Source organism: Streptomyces sp. NPDC053755 (assembly GCF_040677675.1).
Classification (GTDB): Bacteria; Actinomycetota; Actinomycetes; order Streptomycetales; family Streptomycetaceae; genus Streptomyces.
Genome location: NZ_JBFASK010000011.1, coordinates 139,669 through 155,962, shown reverse-complemented (window position 1 = coordinate 155,962; position 16,294 = coordinate 139,669). Strand labels below are relative to the sequence as shown.

Here is a 16,294-nt window from a genome sequence, read left to right as displayed (position 1 = left end):
GACATGGAGTGCGGCATGGGGAGCTGACCCGACGTGGGGGGACGAACGCGTTGTTCGCGCGGGTATGGCCTGGATTCTGGTCTGGACCAACCAGGCGGTCAAGTCCTGGACGATCCCTCTGTGGGCGGGCGCGCCGGGTGCGCCCGCCCGTCCGCCCCGGAGGGACGGGCGGGTTCCGGCCACCGGGAACGCCCGGCCCGGGCCGTTCCGCGTCCGCCGACGCGGAGCGGCCCGGGCCGGTGACGGCCTACGGAACGGCCGGCACGGAGTCCTCGAAGGTGGTGCCCGCCGAGCGGTAGGCGGCGACCTTGGCGGCGACCTGTGCCGGGGTCAGCACCTGGTCCTTGACGTGCAGGACGTAGTCGACCTTCTGGTCGTAGGCGCGCGGGGTGGTCGAGGTCTGTCCCGCGAGGTCGATCAGCCACTGGTTGAAGTTGATCGACATGGGGCGCTCGGGGAGGTAGCGCGCGTCGTGCCGGCCGAACTCCCGGCCGTCCACGTAGTAGACGATCGCCTGGTCGTCGATGGTCACCACGAGGTCGTGCCAGCCGGCGTAGCTCGTGCGGTCCTCGGAGTGCTGGTTGACCGCCTCCCACGGGTCGGGCCGGTAGGTCTCCCACGAGGTCGTGTAGAGGATGTTGGCGGGCTCGCCCCAGCCGCCGTTGGGCAGGTATTCGAAGTCGTACTCGGCGTAGTCGTCCGCCATCGGCGCCTTGAGGTCGTTGATGGTGAAGAAGGTCTGGACGATGCGGTCGCCGTCCGGGCCGGAGAGCGGCGCGTCGGAGAAGCGGACCCGCGCCGCGTAGGTGCCGTTCTTGAACTTCGAGGAGCGGGTGAGGATCTCGGTGTGGCGGGTGGACTCGCCGGTGCCCGCCGTCGACGTCCTCAGGTTCATGAGGGAGTTGGCGCCCTCCTTGGCGAAGGTGACGTTCTCCGGGGCCCAGGTGGCCCCGGGCACCCCGGGGCCACCGGAGTTGGAGCGCACGCTCCAGCCGTGGGCGGCGATCGCCGGGTCGGTGTGGGCGGTGTAGTCGAAGTCGTCGAACAGCGCGGCGCCGGTCGGCGGCGGCGTGGTCGGGTCCGTCGGGTCCGGCGTCGGTTGGTTGCCGGCGGGCGCCGTGCCCCAGACGTTCACCCCGCCGACGGCGGCGGTGACCTTCGGCCAGTTCGCGTACGTCGTCTGGGCGGGGCCGAAGGAGTAGTCGTCGCTCTGGTTCAGCGGCTGCCAGTTGGAGCGGTGGAAGCGCAGCTGCATGTCGCCGGTGTCCGCGCCGGGCGCCAGGGTGCCGGCCCCGGCGGTGAAGCCGACCTCGAGGTAGCGGTCGGCGGTGGCGGTCGGGTTCGCCAGGGTGCCGAAGGTGCCGGTGATGTGGGCGCAGCCCTTGACGGCCCAGGAGCAGGCGTAGGTGTACGAGGCTCCCGCCTCGGCCTTGAAGTAGTAGCGCACCTTCACCTGGCTCAGGGACACGGTGGACGAGCCGGTGTTGACCACCTTGAACCAGGGTTCGGCCTGGTCGCTTCCGGTGGCGCTCTGGCGGTACTGCACGGTGACGGGTTCGCCGGCCGCGGCGGCCGGGAGGGCGGTCAGGACGGTGGCGCCGAGGACGGTGGCGGCGGCGAGCGCGGCGCGGATCCGCAGGCTCCTGCCGTTCGTCGGGTGGCTCATGGGAGTTCCCTTCCTTGGACGGTGGGGGTGGGGGAAAGGCGGCGCGGCACCCCGAGGGTGTCGAGCCGGGTCAGGTGGTGGCGCAGGCGATCCCGGAAGCCCGGCCAGTCGTGCCGGCCGCTCCAGGCCGTCTCCGCCAGGGCGCAGAGCCGGGGGAAGGTGAGGTACTCGGCGTGCGCGGCGGTGGGGACGTACTCCGTCCACAGCTGCGCCTGGGTGCCGAGCACCCGGGCCGTCTCCTCGGGGCTCCAGTCCCGGGGCGCCGGGTCGGTGCCGTGGACGGCGCGCAGGTCGACCACGGCACCGGGCTGGCCGGGGGGCTCGTCGAGGCGGGCCGACTGGGGGTAGTCGAGGTAGGTGGTGCGGTGGGGGGCCATGACCACCCGGTGGCCGCGGCGGGCGGCGGTGCGTCCGTGCGCGGTGTCGCGCCAGGGCATCACGGTGAAGTACGCGGGGAGGTCGGCGCCGGTCTCCGTCCAGCCCACGGGGTGGCGACCGGCGTCGACGAGGTGGCGGCCGATGCGGCCCATGAACCAGCCGTGCAGGGCGTCCGGTCCCGCGAGCCCTTCGTCGGCGGCGCGGCGGCGGGCCGCCGGGGAGGCGTGCCATTCGGCGGTGGGGCACTCCTCGCCGCCGACGTGGACGTGGGGCGAGGGGAAGACGTCCATGACCTCGTCCAGGACGGTGCGGCAGAAGTCGAGGACCTCGTCGTGGACACCGAGCACCGTGTCGCACACCCCCCACCGGTCCCAGACGCCGAGGGGGCGGTCCGGCCGGTTGCCGAGGTGGGGATAGGCGGCGAGGGCGGCCCGCACGTGGCCCGGCATCTCGATCTCGGGGACGACGGTGACGCCCCGCCCGGCCGCGTGGCGCACCAGGTCGGCGAGTTCGCCGCGGGTGTAGGCGCCGCCGTGGGGCAGGCCGCCGATCTCGGTGAGCCGTGGGTAGGCCGCGACCGGCATGCGCCAGCCCTGGTCGTCGGTGAGGTGGAGGTGGAGGACGTTGAGCTTGTGGAGGGCGAGGAGGTCGACGTAGCGCCGCAGGAAGGCCACGGGGCGGAAGTGCCGGGAGACGTCGAGCATGGCCCCCCGCCAGGGGAAGCGGGGGCGGTCGGTGATCTGCACGCAGGGGACGGACCACTCGACGCCGGGGACGGGACCGTCAGAGAGCGCTTCCGCCGGAAGGAGCTGACGGAGTGTCTGGACGCCGGCGAACAGCCCCTCCGGGCGGGCGGCGCGCAGCAGGACGCCTCCGGTGCCGACGGTGAGGCCGTAGCCTTCGTCGCCCAGGCCGGTGAGCGCGGGGTCGAGGGCGAGGACGACCGTTCCGTCCGGCCGTGCGGGCAGCGGCAGTCCGGTGGCGGGGCGGAGCAGGGTGCGCAGCAGCGTGGCGGCCGCTTCGGCGCCGGGGGCGGGTTTGACCGCCGTGGCCGGTCCGAACACGAAGCGGCCCGGTAGCGGGGTGAGCTGGGAGGGCTGGGGGATCAGTCGGGGCATGGGCATGGGGCTCGCTATCCCTTCACGGCTCCGCCGGTCATGCCGGCGGCGACCCGACCCTGCAGGACCAGGAAGAGGACGAGGACGGGCAGGGCGAAGAGGGTGGAGGCGGCCATGGTGGCGCCCCAGTCGGTGCCGAAGACGTTGGAGAAGGAGGAGAGCCAGACGGGCAGGGTGCGGTCGTCCTGGTTCTTGATGATGAGCATGTTGGCGAAGGCGAACTCGTTCCATGCGGTGATGAAGCCGAAGAGCGAGGTGGCGAGCAGTCCGGGGGCGAGGAGGGGGAAGGTGACCCGCCGGAAGGCGGCGGCGCGGGTGCAGCCGTCGACCTGCGCGGCCTCTTCGAGTTCGGCGGGGATGCCCGCCAGGAAGGAGCGCAGGGTGACCACCGTGAAGGGCAGGGTGATCATGAAGTAGATCAGGGTCAGGGTCGCGAGCCGGTCGAGCAGGTCCGCGTCCCGTGCGATGACGTACATCGGGATCAGCAGCGCTTCCCAGGGCGCCACCTGGGCGATGAAGACCATGAGGACGAAGGCGCGCCGGCCCCGCCAGCGCATCCGTGCCACGGCGAACGCGGCGCCGAGGGCCACCACCAGGGCGAGCAGGACGCAGCCGGCGGTGACGAGGAGGCTGTTGCGCCAGAAGACCCAGAAGCCGTCGGCCTGTACGGCGTGGGAGAAGTGTTCGAGGGTGAGGGAGGTGGGCAGCAGGACGGGGGTCTCGGCCTGGATGTCGGCGGTGGGCTTGAAGGCCGTGAGGACCATCCAGTAGACGGGGAAGACGGCCAGGGCGAAGACGATCGACGCGGCGGTGTTCAGGGGCAGGCGGCGCAGCGCTCGCGGGGTCACCGGTCGGCCTCCTGTCGGAGCATCTGTCGGAAGTAGGCGAGGAGGACCACGACCAGGAGGAGCACGGTGAGCGTGGAGACGGCGGAGCCGAGGTCGTAGCGGTGCAGGGACTGGGCGACCCGGTAGGCGTAGACGGGCAGGGTGGTCGTCGCCTCCCCCGGCCCTCCCTTGGTGACGGCCCAGATCTGGGCGAAGCACCGGAAGACCCAGATCACTTCGAGGCAGAGCACGAGGGCGAAGATCGGCCGCAGGAGGGGCAGCGTGACCGAGCGGAAGGTGCGCCAGGCGCCGGCCCCGTCGAGGCGGGCCGACTCGTACAGCTCCTCGGGGACGGTCAGCAGGGCCGCGTGCAGGGTGATGGCGACGAAGGGCACCGACTGCCAGACGACGAGCAGCACGAGGACGGTGAACGCGGCGGTGCCGTCGGCGAGCCAGGAGTAGCCCTCGAAGGACGTGAAACCCAGGCGGACGAGAGCCCAGTTGACCACGCCGAGCCGTGAGGCGAAGAGCCACTGGAAGACGGTGGTGGTGGCGATGACCGGGCTGGCCCAGGCGAGGACGAGCCCGCTGGTCACCAGGATGCGCATGCGCCGGCCGAGCCGCTGTGTCATCAGGGCGACCAGCGTGCCGATCACCATGATGAGCACGACGTTGATCAGGGTCCACCAGACGGTGCGCCGGACGACGTCCCGGAACTCGGGGTCGGTGAGCACCGTCCGGTAGTTGTCGAGGCCCACGAACGGGGCGTCGCCGCGGATGAGCTCGCCCATGCCGTAGTGCTGGAAGGAGATCAGCAGGTTGCGGGCGAGGGGGTAGCCCAGGAGCAGGACGCCGCCGACGACGGTGGGCGCGACGAGGAGGTAGGGCCAGAAGGTCCGCCCTCGCGGCCGCCTCACGAGCCGAGGGTCTTGGTGATGCTCTCCGACGCGGCCCTGGCGGCCCGTGCCGGATCGGCGCCGGTGAGGACGGCGGTCATGTACTGCTTGACGGGGTTGGTGGCCTCGACGGCGGCCCAGTTCGGGGAGTTGGGCGTCGCGCGGCCCTGGGCGGCTCCGGCGGCCATCGCCGCCGTGCCCTCGTCGTCCTGGATGACCCGGGCGAGCGAGGTGCGGTTGGGGACGTAGCTCATGGTCCTGGCCATGTCCGTCTGCCACGTCTCGCCGGCCAGCGCCTTGACGACCTGGTAGGCGGCGTCGGGATGGGTGGACGCCTCGGGGACGATGAGGTCGGAGCCGCCGGTGAAGACGGCGCCGGGCTTGCCGGCCGTCTTGCCGGGGATGGGGAAGAATCCGAGCTTGCCCTTGAGTGCCGGATTGGCCTCTTCGACGATCTTCGCGCCGCCGGGTACGGCGATGATCTGGGCGACGTCGCCCTTGGCGAACACGTCGGCCTGCGGGGGCTTCGCCTCGTCCGAGTCCTTGGGGCCCTTGCCGAGGGCCTGGAGCCGGCGGTAGAAGTCCATGCCGGCGCGGGCCTCGGGGGTGTCGAGCGCCCCCTTCCAGCCGGCCCCGTCGCGGACGGCGAGGTCGCCGCCCTCCTCCCAGACGAAGCCGGAGAGGGCGTACCAGTTCTGGCCGGGGAGATAGATGCCCTGTGTGGTGCCCGTGTCGAGTTTCTCGGTGACGGCGAGCCACTCGGCCTGGGATCCGGGTGGGGTGACGCCGGCCTTCGCGAAGTGGTCCTTGTGGTAGATCACGACCCGGTTGGCGGCGTACCAGGGTATGCCGTACTGCCTGCCGTCGACCTTGCCGGGCTCGGCGAGGCCGGGCAGCCAGTCGGCGCCGTTCAGCTCGGCGACCTTGTCGCTGAGGTCGCGGACGCCGCCGCTCGCCGCGTACTGCGCGACCTGGGTGTTGCCGACCTCGATGACGTCGGGGGCGTCCTTGCTGGCGAGGGCGGCGGTGACCTTCTCGCCGATGCCGTCCCACTCCTGGATCTGAATGTCCAGGTCGATGTTCTTGTTCCGTGCTTCGAAGTCGGTGCGGAACCGGTCGAGGAAGGCGTCGGTGACGCTGTCCTTCATGATCCACACGGTGACCTTCTCCGGCCCGCCGGAGGCCGCCGGGCCGTCCGCCGAGCCACAGGCCGCGGCGGTGGCCGTGACGGTGAGAGCAAGGGTCGTCGCGAGGGCGACGCGACCGGCGAGGGAACGAGTCTTCACGAGCACCTCGATGGATGGTTGACCAATTGGTCAAGTGGTCAGCTGCGTGACCCGAAGGTGGCATGGACCAATGAAGCCGTCAACCCCTGGGAAAACGTGTGGTGTTCACCAAGACGCGGCCCAACAGAGCGGACTAGTATGCGCTTTACCAGTTGACCAGTCAGGGAGAGTGGCATGAAGGACGGCTCCTCCAGCGGGGTGCTGAAGAGGGAGCGGGTACGGGAGCACCTGCTGGGCCTGATCGAGGCGGGCGGCCCCGGCGACCCGATCCCCTCCGAACGCACGCTGTGCGCCTCGCTCGGCGTCTCGCGCCCCACCCTGCGCGGGGCGGTCGACGAACTCGTCGCCACGGGCCTGCTCGTCCGCGAGCACGGCCGCGGCATGTTCGTCGCCCCGGCGAAGATCACCCAGCAGCTCGCCCCGGACGAGACGGCCTTCGCCGTCCCGCGCGCCTCGGGCAGCTGGTCCAGCACCGTCCTGGAATCCGCGACCATCCAGGCCGGCGCCCGCATCGGGCGCAGGCTGCGCCTCTCGCCGGCCGCCGCGCTGCTCTACGTCGCCCGCCTCCGCCTGGTCGACGGCTCCCCCATGGCCATCGAGCACCTGCACATCCCCGCCGACCTGGTCTCGGCCGCGCTCACTCCGGAGGAGCTGGAGTCGGGTGACCTCTACGACCACCTGCGGGAGCATCACCGGATCCACGTGCAGGAGGCGACCCAGTCCATCGAGCCCACCGTCGTCAGCGAGGCGGAGGCGGCCGTCCTCGACGTCCCCGTCCTCTCCCCCGCCCTGCTCATCGAACGCCTCACCCTCGACACCTCGGGCCGCCCCGTGGAGTACGTCCACTCCGTCTACCGGGGCGACCGCTACCGCTTCGTCTCCCGGCTCGACTTCACCCGCGACGGCCTCGTGACCTCCTCCACCCAGGGGGACGCCTACGGACCGGCATACTGACCCGCGTCGGGCACGGCGGGGCCGGGGAGGCGGGCGATGGAGCTCAAGCGGGAACGGGTACGGGAGCATCTGCTGACCGTGATCGACGGCCGTCGTCCGGGCGACGCCATCCCCTCCGAACGCACGCTGTGCGCCTCGCTCGGCGTCTCCCGCCCCACCCTGCGCGCGGCCGTCGACGAACTCGTCGCCACGGGCCTGCTCGTCCGCGAGCACGGCCGCGGCATGTTCGTGGCCCCGGCGAAGATCACCCAGGAGCTGGTGGCGGGGAACCACACGGTGGGCGCTCCCCCCAGCCGGGGCAGCTGGACGAGCACGGTCCTCTCCCTGCGTACGGTACGGGCGGGCGCGCGCATCGGCCGCAAACTGAAGGTCTCCCCGGCGGCGGAGCTGGCGTACGTGACGCGGCTGCGCCACGCCGACGGCGCTCCGATCGCGCTGGAGCACCTGCACGTGCCGGCCGAACTGGTCCCCGGACTGACCGCGGCCGACATGGAGGACGGCTTCTACACCCATTTGCGGGAGAAGCGGGGCATCCGGCCGGCGCACGCGGTGCAGTCGATCGAGCCGACCGTGCTGAGCGAGGAGGAGGCCGCGGTCCTCGACGTTCCCGTCCTCTCCCCCGCGCTGCTCTTCGACCGGATCACCTCGGGGACGGACGGCCGGCCGGTGGAGTACGTCCGCTCGCTCTACCGGGGCGACCGCTACCGCATCGTCACGCGCCTCGCCCTGGGGGACGGCACGTCCGATCACCCGGGGCCCGGCGACGTGTCGCGGAGCGGGGCGTGGTGGGGCACGGTGGAGTGACCCCACGGAGAGGAGTTCGGCCCCCATGTCGAACCACACCTATCGCGTCACCGAGATCGTCGGCACCTCCACGGAGGGGGTCGACCAGGCCATCCGCAACGGCATCGAGCGCGCCGGGCAGACGCTGCGGTCTCTCGACTGGTTCGAGGTGACACAGGTCCGCGGTCACCTCGTCGACGGGGCGGTCGAGCACTACCAGGTGGGCCTGAAGGTCGGCTTCCGCCTGGAGGACGGCGCCGAGGCCTGAAGGGCGATGCCGGGGGCCGCGGCCGGGGCGACGGCGAGGTGCCTGCGGATGCGGATGCGGGCACCGACCGCCCGGTCCCGGCGGCGGGTGCTGCCGGGATCCGCGCGGGGCGGCCGCCTCCCGGCGACCTCAGACGCCCGGGCGGCCCCGTCAGGTGCGGCCCTCCCGCTCCTGGGCGTCCTTCAGCTCCGTCGACGGGTCCGCCCAGCGGGCGCGGACGACGCGGAAGCCCGCGCGTTCGGCCGCCTCGCAGACCAGCTCGTCGTCGTCGACGAGCATCCGCACCTCGCGGTCTCGGCCGAGCCGCCGCAGGATCTCCAGCTTGGTCAGACGCGCCGGGCGCCGGTCGGTGTCACGCCGCATGTGGATCCGCCCCTCCGGCAGCTCCTGGGCCGCCAGCCACGCGACCGTGTCCTTCCGGCAGCGCTCGGGCCGCCCGGTGAGGTAGACGATCTCGCACTCCTCGGCGGCCTCCCGGCACAGCGCCACGCCCTGCTCCAGCGGCGGGTCCTCGGGCGCCGCGGCGAAGAAGCCTGCCCAGTCGCGGGGCCGGCGCTCCAGGAAGTGCTGGCGGTGAGCGGTGCCGGAGAGCGTGTTGTCGAGGTCGAAGACGGCCAGGGGCCTGGAGTTGCCTGTCACACCGCCACCCTAAAGCGTGTGACGAAAGGAGCGCCGTCCGCCCGAAGGGCGGGCCCCGCGGCGGCTGGTGCGTGCGATCGCGCGGCGGAGGATCGCCCTCGTGCGGAGCGGACTCGGGCGATCCCGGCAACGCGGCGAGCGGACGGGCCAGGCGGCGCGGGGCAGGCGGGATCTGACAGGCATGGTCGCCGCGCGCGAGGGCCTCGTCTTCGGCCTCACGCTCGCGGTGGTCTTCACGCTCTGGTTCGGCCTGCTGGTCGACCGGCTCTCCGCCGCTCGACAACAGGCCGTGCGGACGTCCCGGAAGCCCCCGCGGGAATCCTCGCGGCGAGGAGGCGTTGAAGCGGGCGTGACCTCTTCACTCGACGGCGTGCGCCTCTCCGTCCTCGACCGCTCACGGACCCGGGAGGGCGAGGACGGCGCCGAGGCGCTGCGCGCCACCGTCCGCCTGGCGCGGGAGGCGGAAGCCCTCGGCTACCACCGCTTCTGGGTGTCGGAGCACCACGGCGTGCCGGGAGTGGCGGGCTCGGCGCCCACCGTCCTGGCCGCCGCCGTGGCCGGCGCGACCTCGCGGATCCGGGTCGGGACGGGCGGGGTGATGCTCCCCAACCACCGGCCGATGGTCGTCGCCGAACAGTTCGGCGTCCTGGAGTCCCTCTTCCCCGGCCGGATCGACATGGGTCTCGGGCGCTCGGTCGGCTTCACGGACGGGATCCGGCGGGCGCTGGGACGGCAGAAGGACGACGCCGAGAGGTTCGCCGAGCAGCTCGACGAACTGCTCGGCTGGTTCACGGGGGCCCAGACCTCCCATCCCCAGGTGCACGCACATCCCGCCGAAGGCCTGAAGGTCCCGCCGTTCGTCCTGGCGACCGGCGAGGGCGCCTCGATCGCGGCGGAGGCGGGCCTGCCCCTGGTCGTCGGCGATCTGCGCGGCCGGGAACGGCTGCTGGCGGCCGTCGACACCTACCGGTCCGCCTTCCGCCCCTCCGCGTGGGCGGAAGAGCCGTACGTCGTCGTCGCGGGCACGGTGGCGGTGGCGGCGACCGAGGAGGAGGCCCGGCGGCTGCTGGTCCCGGAGGCCTGGTCGGTCGCGTACTCCCGTACGCGGGGCGTCTTCCCGCCGCTGTCCCCCGTGGAGCGGATCGAGGAGACGGCGATGACCGACAGGCAGCGCGACTTCTTCGAGTCCGGGCGGAGGGGCCACGTCCACGGCACGGAGGAGCAGGTCCGGGAGGAGCTCGCCCGGGTGGTGAAGGAGACGGGGGCGCGGGAGGTGCTGGTGACGACCAGTACGTACGACCGCGGGGCGCTGCACGACTCGTACCGCCGGCTCGCCCGCCTGGCGGGCCTGACCGGGGCACCGCAGACCAGGCGGGACTTTCCGGAGACGACCTGAGGCGTGGGGCGACAGTCCCGCCTGCCCCGCGGCGCCTGGCACACCCGCTCTTCGGGCGGACGGCGCTCCTTTCGCCACACGCCCTAGGATCGGGGAATGCCCGACTCGTCCCAGGCCGCTCCGGATCGGTACGTCCGCGTGCGGGGCGCACGTGAACACAACCTCGCCGGCGTCGACGTCGACATTCCGCGCGACGCGATCACCGTCTTCACGGGCGTGTCCGGCTCCGGCAAGTCCTCGCTCGCCTTCGGGACGATCTACGCCGAGGCGCAGCGGCGCTACTTCGAGTCGGTCGCGCCCTACGCCCGGCGACTGATCCACCAGGTGGGCGCGCCGAAGGTGGGCGAGATCACCGGTCTTCCGCCCGCGGTCTCCCTGGAGCAGCGCCGGTCCTCGCCGAACGCCCGCTCCTCCGTCGGCACGGTGACCACCCTGTCGAACTCCTTGCGGATGCTGTTCTCCCGCGCGGGCAGCTACCCTCCGGGGGCCGCGCGTCTGGACTCCGACGCGTTCTCGCCGAACACGGCCGCCGGAGCGTGCCCCGAGTGCCACGGTCTCGGCCTGGTCCACCGCACCAGCGAGGAGCTGCTGGTGCCCGACCCGGGGCTGTCGATCCGCGAGGGGGCGATCGCCGCCTGGCCGGGGGCCTGGCAGGGCAAGAACCTGCGCGACGTGCTGGACACCCTCGGTCACGACATCGACCGGCCGTGGCGCGAGCTGGCCGCCGAGGACCGGGAGTGGATCCTCTTCACCGACGAGCAGCCGGTCGTCACGGTTCATCCGGTACGGGAGGCGGGGCGCATCCAACGCCCTTACCAAGGGACGTACATGAGCGCCCGGCGCTATGTCATGCATACGTTCGCCGACTCGAAGAGCGCGACACTGCGCGCCAGGGCGGAGCGGTTCCTGAGCGCCGCGCCCTGCCAGGCGTGCGGGGGAAGCAGGCTACGGCCGGAAGCGCTCGCGGTGACCTTCGCGGGCCGGACGATCGCCGAACTCGCCGCCCTTCCGCTCACCGCCCTGGCCGCGCTCCTGGCCGAGGCGGCCGACACCGGGACCGGCGCGGGGACCGAGGGGGGCGGCGCCGGTTCCGGGGCCGAGCCAGGGCACGTCCTCGTCGCGGACCTCCTCGCGCGGATCCGGACGGTGACCGAGCTGGGCCTGGGCTATCTGAGCCTGGACCGCACGGCCCCGTCCCTGTCCAGCGGCGAGCTGCAACGGCTCCGGCTCGCGACCCAGCTGCGGTCGGGCCTGTTCGGAGTGGTGTACGTCCTCGACGAGCCGTCGGCGGGTCTGCACCCGGCCGACACCGAGGCGCTCCTGGGGGTCCTCGACCGGCTCAAGGCGGCCGGGAACTCGGTCTTCGTGGTCGAGCACCACCTCGACGTCGTGCGGCACGCCGACTGGCTCGTCGACGTCGGCCCCCGTGCCGGGGTGCACGGCGGCCGGGTCCTGCACTGTGGCCCGCCGCAGGATCTGGCGCGGGTCGAGGAGTCGGCGACCCGCCGGTTCCTGTTCGACCGGGTTCCGCCGGCCGAGCGGGCTGTGCGAATCCCGCGCGGACAGCTGAGGACCGGGCCGGTGACCCGCCACAACCTGACCGGTCTGGACGTCTCGTTCCCGGTCGGGGCGCTGACGGCGGTGACCGGCGTCTCGGGGTCGGGAAAGTCGACACTGGTGGGCGCCCTGTCGGAGGAGATCGCCGGGGTCGGACGCCTGGTGACGGTCGACCAGAAGCCGATCGGACGGACGCCACGCTCCAACCTCGCCACCTACACGGGCCTGTTCGACGTCGTGCGCAAGCTCTTCACGGCCACCGAGGAGGCCGGGCGGCGGGGGTACAAGGCGGGAAGGTTCTCCTTCAACGTCCCCGGGGGCCGCTGCGAGACCTGCCAGGGCGAGGGCTTCGTCTCGGTGGAGCTGCTCTTCCTGCCGAGCACGTACGCCCCTTGCCCGGACTGCCACCGGGCGCGCTACAACCCGGAGACCCTGGAGGTGCGGCTGCGCGGGCACACCATCGCCGAGGTCCTCGACCTGACGGTCGAGGACGCCGCCGGGTTCTTCGCCGGCACGCCTGCCGCGGAGCGGAGCCTGCGGACCCTTCTCGACGTCGGCCTGGGCTATCTGCGGCTCGGCCGGCCCGCGACCGAGCTGTCCGGGGGCGAGGCACAGCGGATCAAGCTCGCGGCGGAACTGCAAAGACCCCGGCGCGGTCACACCCTCTACGTCCTGGACGAGCCGACGACCGGCCTCCACCCGGCCGACGTCGAGGTCCTGATGCGCCGGCTGCACGGTCTGGTCGACGCCGGTCACACGGTCGTCGTGGTGGAGCACGACATGGATGTGGTGGCCACGGCGGACTGGGTGATCGACCTGGGGCCCGGCGGGGGCGGCGAGGGCGGCCGGATCGTGGCTGAGGGCCCGCCCGCCGAGGTGGCGCGGGCGCCGGCCGGCCGGACCGCCCCGTATCTGGCGGCCCGGCTCTACTCCTGATCCTCCGCTCCCCCGCCGCCGGCCGGTGCGCCCGCTCGGGCCCGGCGCGCGGGGGTCGGCGGTCACCGGGGTTCGACGAACTGGACCTCCAGGTCGACCTTGACGACGTCGCCGAGGAAACCGGGCGCGAAGTCGAGGCCGAAGTCGCTGCGGCGGAACTCGCCCGTGGCGTCGAACCCGGCGTGCCTGCTGCCGTCCACCGGAACGTCCACGACGCCGCCGAACTCGACGTCGAAGGTGATCGGCCGGGTGACCTCGCCGATGGTCAGCTCGCCCGCCAGGGTCCACTCCTCGCCCGCCCCGCTGATGCGGGTCGAACGGAACGTCATCGTCGGCCGCTTCTCCACGTCGAGGAGGTCGGAGGCGCGGACGTGGGCGTCTCGGTCCGCGTTGCCGGTGTCGATCGAGGCGAGCGCGACGGTCGCGGTGATCGAGGAGTCCTCCGGCGAGTCGCCGACGACCAGCTCCGCCTGGAGGTCGTTGAAGCGGCCGCGGACCTTGGAGATGCCGAGGTGGCGGATGGTGAAGCCGACGGAGGAATGCAGCGGGTCGAAGGCCCAGCGGCCGGAGACGAGCGGGAGCGCGGTGGCGGTGTTCTGCGATTCGGTGGTCATGGCTCCACGCTGCCGCCCGGCGGCGACGCGAGGAAGGCCCGGCCGAGGCTGGTAGTGACAGGGCCACCCTCCGCGCCCGCCCCGCTCGTACGATCGGGGGGTGAGCGACAACGAACTGGGGGCGTTCCTGCGCGCCCGCCGCGAGGTGCTGACCCCGGCCGAGGCCGGACTGCCGACCGGGCCGCGGCGGCGCACGCCGGGTCTGCGGCGGGCGGAGCTGGCGATGCTCGCCGGGATCAGTGTCGAGTACCTGGCCCGGCTCGAACAGGGGCGGGACCGCAACCCCTCGCCGCAGGTCCTGGGCGCGCTCAGCGACGCCCTGCGCCTCCCGCTGGACGCCCGCCTCCACCTGCGGCGCCTCGTGAAGTCGGGGGGCGGACAGCACATGTGCTCGGTGGTGCCGAGCCCGGCGCATGAGGTGCGGCCGCCGGTGCGGGCCCTGCTCGACCGGCTCGGGCCGACGCCGGCGGCGGTGGTGAACGTCCTGGGCGAGATCGTCGCGCACACGGAGGGGTACGCGCGGCTCACGGGGCCGCTGGGGCTGCTCGACGGCGATCCGCCGAGCCTGCTCCGGTACCTCTTCACCGACCCCCGGGCCCGTGCGGCCTATCCGGACTGGGACCGGGTCGCCGACCAGCAGGTGGCGGCGCTGTACTACGGGCTCACGGGATCGGATCCGCATGTGGCCGAGCTGGCGCGGGAGTTGACGATCACCGCCGGGGCGCCGTTCTCGGACCGGCTGAAGGCCGCGGGACTGCTGCGGGCCCGGTCGGGGAGGGAACGTCTGGCCCATCCCGAGGTCGGCGAGCTGTGCCTGGAGTACGAAGTGCTGGAGCTGTCGGAGGCCGACGGGCAGCACATGGTGGTGCACCTCCCCGCCGACGAGCGGACCTCCGCGGCACTCGACCGTCTGGTGGGGCGCAGTCCCGGCACCCTTCGCGCGGTCGGCGGCTGATCCGGCACTCGGCACCTTATGCCCGTTTCGAGTGAAAGGTATGCTTATCGACACCTGGGGGTAGGGGTGCGGTAGACACGACGGGGCGACGGTGCGGAGGTGAGGGACATGGGCGCAGGCAAGAAGACCAAGAACGCCGCCAAGACCACCAAGGGCAAGATGAAGGAGCAGACCGGCAAGGCCGTCGGGAACGAGACCCTGGAGATGAAGGGCCGGCGCGAGCAGATGGCCGGCGACGCCAAGCAGGCCGCCGCCAAGGCGAAGGACGCGCTGAAGCACTGACGGTCGCGGATCGCACCCCCTGCGGCGACGCGATCCGAACGAAGGGTCGGCAGGTCATCCCTGCCGACCCTTCCGCGCGCCGGCGCGGAGCTACCCGCGCCTGCGGCGCCGCGGGGCGGTGTCCTCCTCGTCCTCATCCGCTTCCTCGTCCTCTTCCTCTTCCTCGTCCTCTTCCTCTTCCTCGCCTTCGCCCTCGTCCTCCGGGTACTCGTCCTCGTATCCGTCTTCTTCCTCGCCCTCCGCGCCCTCTTCCTCGGGCTCCTCGTCGTACTCGGGGCTCTCCTGATCCTCGTCCTCGTACTCGTCCGTCTCTTCCTCCGGGTACTCGCCCTCCTCGCCCTCGCCCTCGCCCTCGTCCTCGCCCTGCTCCTGCTCTTGTTCCTGCTCCTCCTCCTCGATGGCGTCCTCATGGCTCCGGACCACTTCGCCGTCCCTGATCTCACCGCGCCAGCCGTCGGGTTCGTCGGTGGTGAGGGAGACGTACCGCTGGAAGTTCTTGAAGTCCAGGCGGAGGCGACGGCCCTGCGCACGCCACAGATTGCCGGTCTTCTCGAAGAAGCCGGAGGGGAGGTACTCGACGACGAGGACGACCCGGGTCAGCGACGGCGCCAGCTCATGGAACGAGACGCACCCGCGCGTGGTCCCCTTGGCCCCCTCGGAGGTCCACACGATGCGGTCGTCGGGCACCTGCTCCTGGGTGGTCGCCTTCCAGCCACGGGTGGAAGGACCGACCTTGACTTTCCAGTCGCTCTTGTTGTCGTCATCGCGCGACGCGTCGCGCACACCCTTGGCGAAGCTGCTGAACTTCTCGTACTGCGTCCAGTGGTCGTACACGGTCCGCAGCGGCAGTCCGATGTCGAGCACCTCGACGATGTTGACGGCCTTCCCGCCGCTCTTACGGCCCTTGCCCTTGCCCCCGCCCTTGCCGAACAGTCCGGTGACCTTGTCCTTCATGTCACCCAGCTTCTGTCCCGCCATGGCCTTCAACGGCGAGTCGCCCTTCATCATCCGTCCACCGATTCCGGCGACGTCCGACAGCTTCCCCCCGTTCTCGGCCACGTCGGTCAGCTGGTGCGTGAGATCCCCCAGTTTGTCGGTCGCCTTGCCCGCCAGTTGCTCCGCCTGGGTCGAGAGGTATCCGGTCAGTTCGCCGAGCAGCCGGTCCACGCCCGACGTGCCCTTGTCGCCGTCACGGTCTGTCGTTGCCATGGCCTACCTCCGCCCTGACGGCTTGCGGGCCGCCGTCTTCTTGGCGGCTGTCTTGCGGGCCGGGCCCCGGCCCGTGGCCTTCTTGGCCGGCGCCTTCTTCGCCGGAGCCTTCCTGGCGGGCGCCTTCTTCGCCGGAGCCTTCTTGGCGGCCGTCTTCTTCGCGGGCGCCTTCTTCTCCGCCGTCTTCTTCTCCGCAGTCTTCTTCGCGGGCGACCTCTTCGCGGCGGACGCGCGTGACGTCGTCCCGCCGGCCGCCCTCTTGCTCGGTGCCTTGGCCGCGGTCTTCTTGGCGGCGGGCCTGGAGGCCGCGCTCTTCCCGGCGGCCGCCTCCTTCGCCGCGGGCCTGCGGCTCGCCGACTTCTTCGCCGGTGCCTTCTCGGCCGCGGACTGCCGTGCACCGCGCGGCTGTTGGCCGGAGCCGGCGGCGGCCTTGCCCGAGTCCTTGCGGGTGGACGAGCGGGCGCGTCGGCGCGGCGGAGGAGCCTCTTCCTCCTCTTCCTCTTCCTCTTCTTCTTCCTCCTCGTCCTCTT

16 protein-coding genes are annotated in these 16,294 nt (G+C 72.3%); 7 read left to right on the top strand and 9 right to left on the bottom strand.

The window, feature by feature from the left end; translation table 11 throughout:
* Positions 1–247: 247 nt before the first annotated feature.
* Genes AB0K65_RS14125 through AB0K65_RS14105 form a run of 5 tightly spaced genes read right to left on the bottom strand, consistent with a single transcriptional unit; the run spans position 248 to position 6,171 of the window.
* On the bottom strand, positions 248–1,666 hold the full coding sequence (locus AB0K65_RS14125; protein WP_365716096.1) for a cellulose binding domain-containing protein: 1,419 nt from the start codon (positions 1,664–1,666) through the stop codon (positions 248–250).
* Positions 1,663–3,168, bottom strand: a complete 1,506-nt coding sequence (locus AB0K65_RS14120) for a beta-N-acetylhexosaminidase (RefSeq protein WP_365716095.1) — start codon at positions 3,166–3,168, stop codon at positions 1,663–1,665. Before AB0K65_RS14120 ends, AB0K65_RS14125 begins: the two co-directional genes overlap by 4 nt.
* 8 nt (positions 3,169–3,176) lie before the next feature.
* Positions 3,177–4,010 (bottom strand): carbohydrate ABC transporter permease, encoded by an 834-nt coding sequence (locus AB0K65_RS14115; RefSeq protein ID WP_365716094.1) that lies wholly within the window; start codon positions 4,008–4,010, stop codon positions 3,177–3,179.
* Complete coding sequence (locus AB0K65_RS14110; protein ID WP_365716093.1) at positions 4,007–4,906, bottom strand: sugar ABC transporter permease; 900 nt, start codon at positions 4,904–4,906, stop codon at positions 4,007–4,009. Before AB0K65_RS14110 ends, AB0K65_RS14115 begins: the two co-directional genes overlap by 4 nt.
* Entirely contained in the window at positions 4,903–6,171 is a 1,269-nt protein-coding gene (locus tag AB0K65_RS14105; RefSeq protein ID WP_365716092.1) for an extracellular solute-binding protein, read from the bottom strand. Before AB0K65_RS14105 ends, AB0K65_RS14110 begins: the two co-directional genes overlap by 4 nt.
* A gap of 174 nt (positions 6,172–6,345) precedes the next feature.
* Between AB0K65_RS14105 and AB0K65_RS14100 the strand changes: the two genes are divergently transcribed.
* The 3 genes from AB0K65_RS14100 to AB0K65_RS14090 are packed head-to-tail and all read left to right on the top strand — an operon-like array spanning position 6,346 to position 8,176.
* Positions 6,346–7,125: a GntR family transcriptional regulator gene (locus AB0K65_RS14100; RefSeq protein ID WP_365716091.1), complete on the top strand. Its 780-nt coding sequence runs from the start codon at positions 6,346–6,348 to the stop codon at positions 7,123–7,125.
* 36 nt (positions 7,126–7,161) lie between these two features.
* Positions 7,162–7,929, top strand: a complete 768-nt coding sequence (locus AB0K65_RS14095) for a GntR family transcriptional regulator (protein ID WP_365716090.1) — start codon at positions 7,162–7,164, stop codon at positions 7,927–7,929.
* Positions 7,930–7,954: 25 nt separating this feature from the next.
* Complete coding sequence (locus AB0K65_RS14090; protein ID WP_365716089.1) at positions 7,955–8,176, top strand: dodecin; 222 nt, start codon at positions 7,955–7,957, stop codon at positions 8,174–8,176.
* Between the two features lie 150 nt (positions 8,177–8,326).
* On the opposite strand, the gene AB0K65_RS14085 is transcribed toward AB0K65_RS14090, so the two are convergent.
* Complete coding sequence (locus AB0K65_RS14085) at positions 8,327–8,815, bottom strand: hypothetical protein (protein ID WP_365716088.1); 489 nt, start codon at positions 8,813–8,815, stop codon at positions 8,327–8,329.
* 349 nt (positions 8,816–9,164) lie between these two features.
* Here AB0K65_RS14085 and AB0K65_RS14080 point away from each other — a divergent pair, with 349 nt between their 5' ends.
* A complete protein-coding gene (locus AB0K65_RS14080; protein WP_365716130.1) occupies positions 9,165–10,211 on the top strand; it encodes an LLM class flavin-dependent oxidoreductase in 1,047 nt (348 codons plus the stop codon).
* A gap of 96 nt (positions 10,212–10,307) precedes the next feature.
* The gene (locus AB0K65_RS14075; protein WP_365716087.1) at positions 10,308–12,704 is read left to right on the top strand and encodes an excinuclease ABC subunit UvrA; all 2,397 of its coding nucleotides are present in this window, start codon (positions 10,308–10,310) and stop codon (positions 12,702–12,704) included.
* 62 nt (positions 12,705–12,766) lie between these two features.
* Here the strand turns inward: AB0K65_RS14075 and AB0K65_RS14070 are convergent, their stop codons facing one another.
* Entirely contained in the window at positions 12,767–13,318 is a 552-nt protein-coding gene (locus AB0K65_RS14070; protein ID WP_365716085.1) for a YceI family protein, read from the bottom strand.
* 100 nt (positions 13,319–13,418) lie between these two features.
* Here AB0K65_RS14070 and AB0K65_RS14065 point away from each other — a divergent pair, with 100 nt between their 5' ends.
* A complete protein-coding gene (locus AB0K65_RS14065; protein WP_365716084.1) occupies positions 13,419–14,273 on the top strand; it encodes a helix-turn-helix domain-containing protein in 855 nt (284 codons plus the stop codon).
* Positions 14,274–14,381: 108 nt separating this feature from the next.
* The gene (locus AB0K65_RS14060; RefSeq protein ID WP_365716083.1) at positions 14,382–14,555 is read left to right on the top strand and encodes a CsbD family protein; all 174 of its coding nucleotides are present in this window, start codon (positions 14,382–14,384) and stop codon (positions 14,553–14,555) included.
* A gap of 90 nt (positions 14,556–14,645) precedes the next feature.
* Here AB0K65_RS14060 and AB0K65_RS14055 read toward each other — a convergent pair whose 3' ends face one another.
* Both AB0K65_RS14055 and AB0K65_RS14050 read right to left on the bottom strand, forming a co-directional pair.
* Positions 14,646–15,764: an SRPBCC family protein gene (locus AB0K65_RS14055; RefSeq protein WP_365716082.1), complete on the bottom strand. Its 1,119-nt coding sequence runs from the start codon at positions 15,762–15,764 to the stop codon at positions 14,646–14,648.
* A 3-nt stretch (positions 15,765–15,767) separates the two neighbouring features.
* On the bottom strand, positions 15,768–16,294 hold a 527-nt coding region (locus tag AB0K65_RS14050), incomplete at its 5' end, for a histone H1-like repetitive region-containing protein (RefSeq protein WP_365716081.1).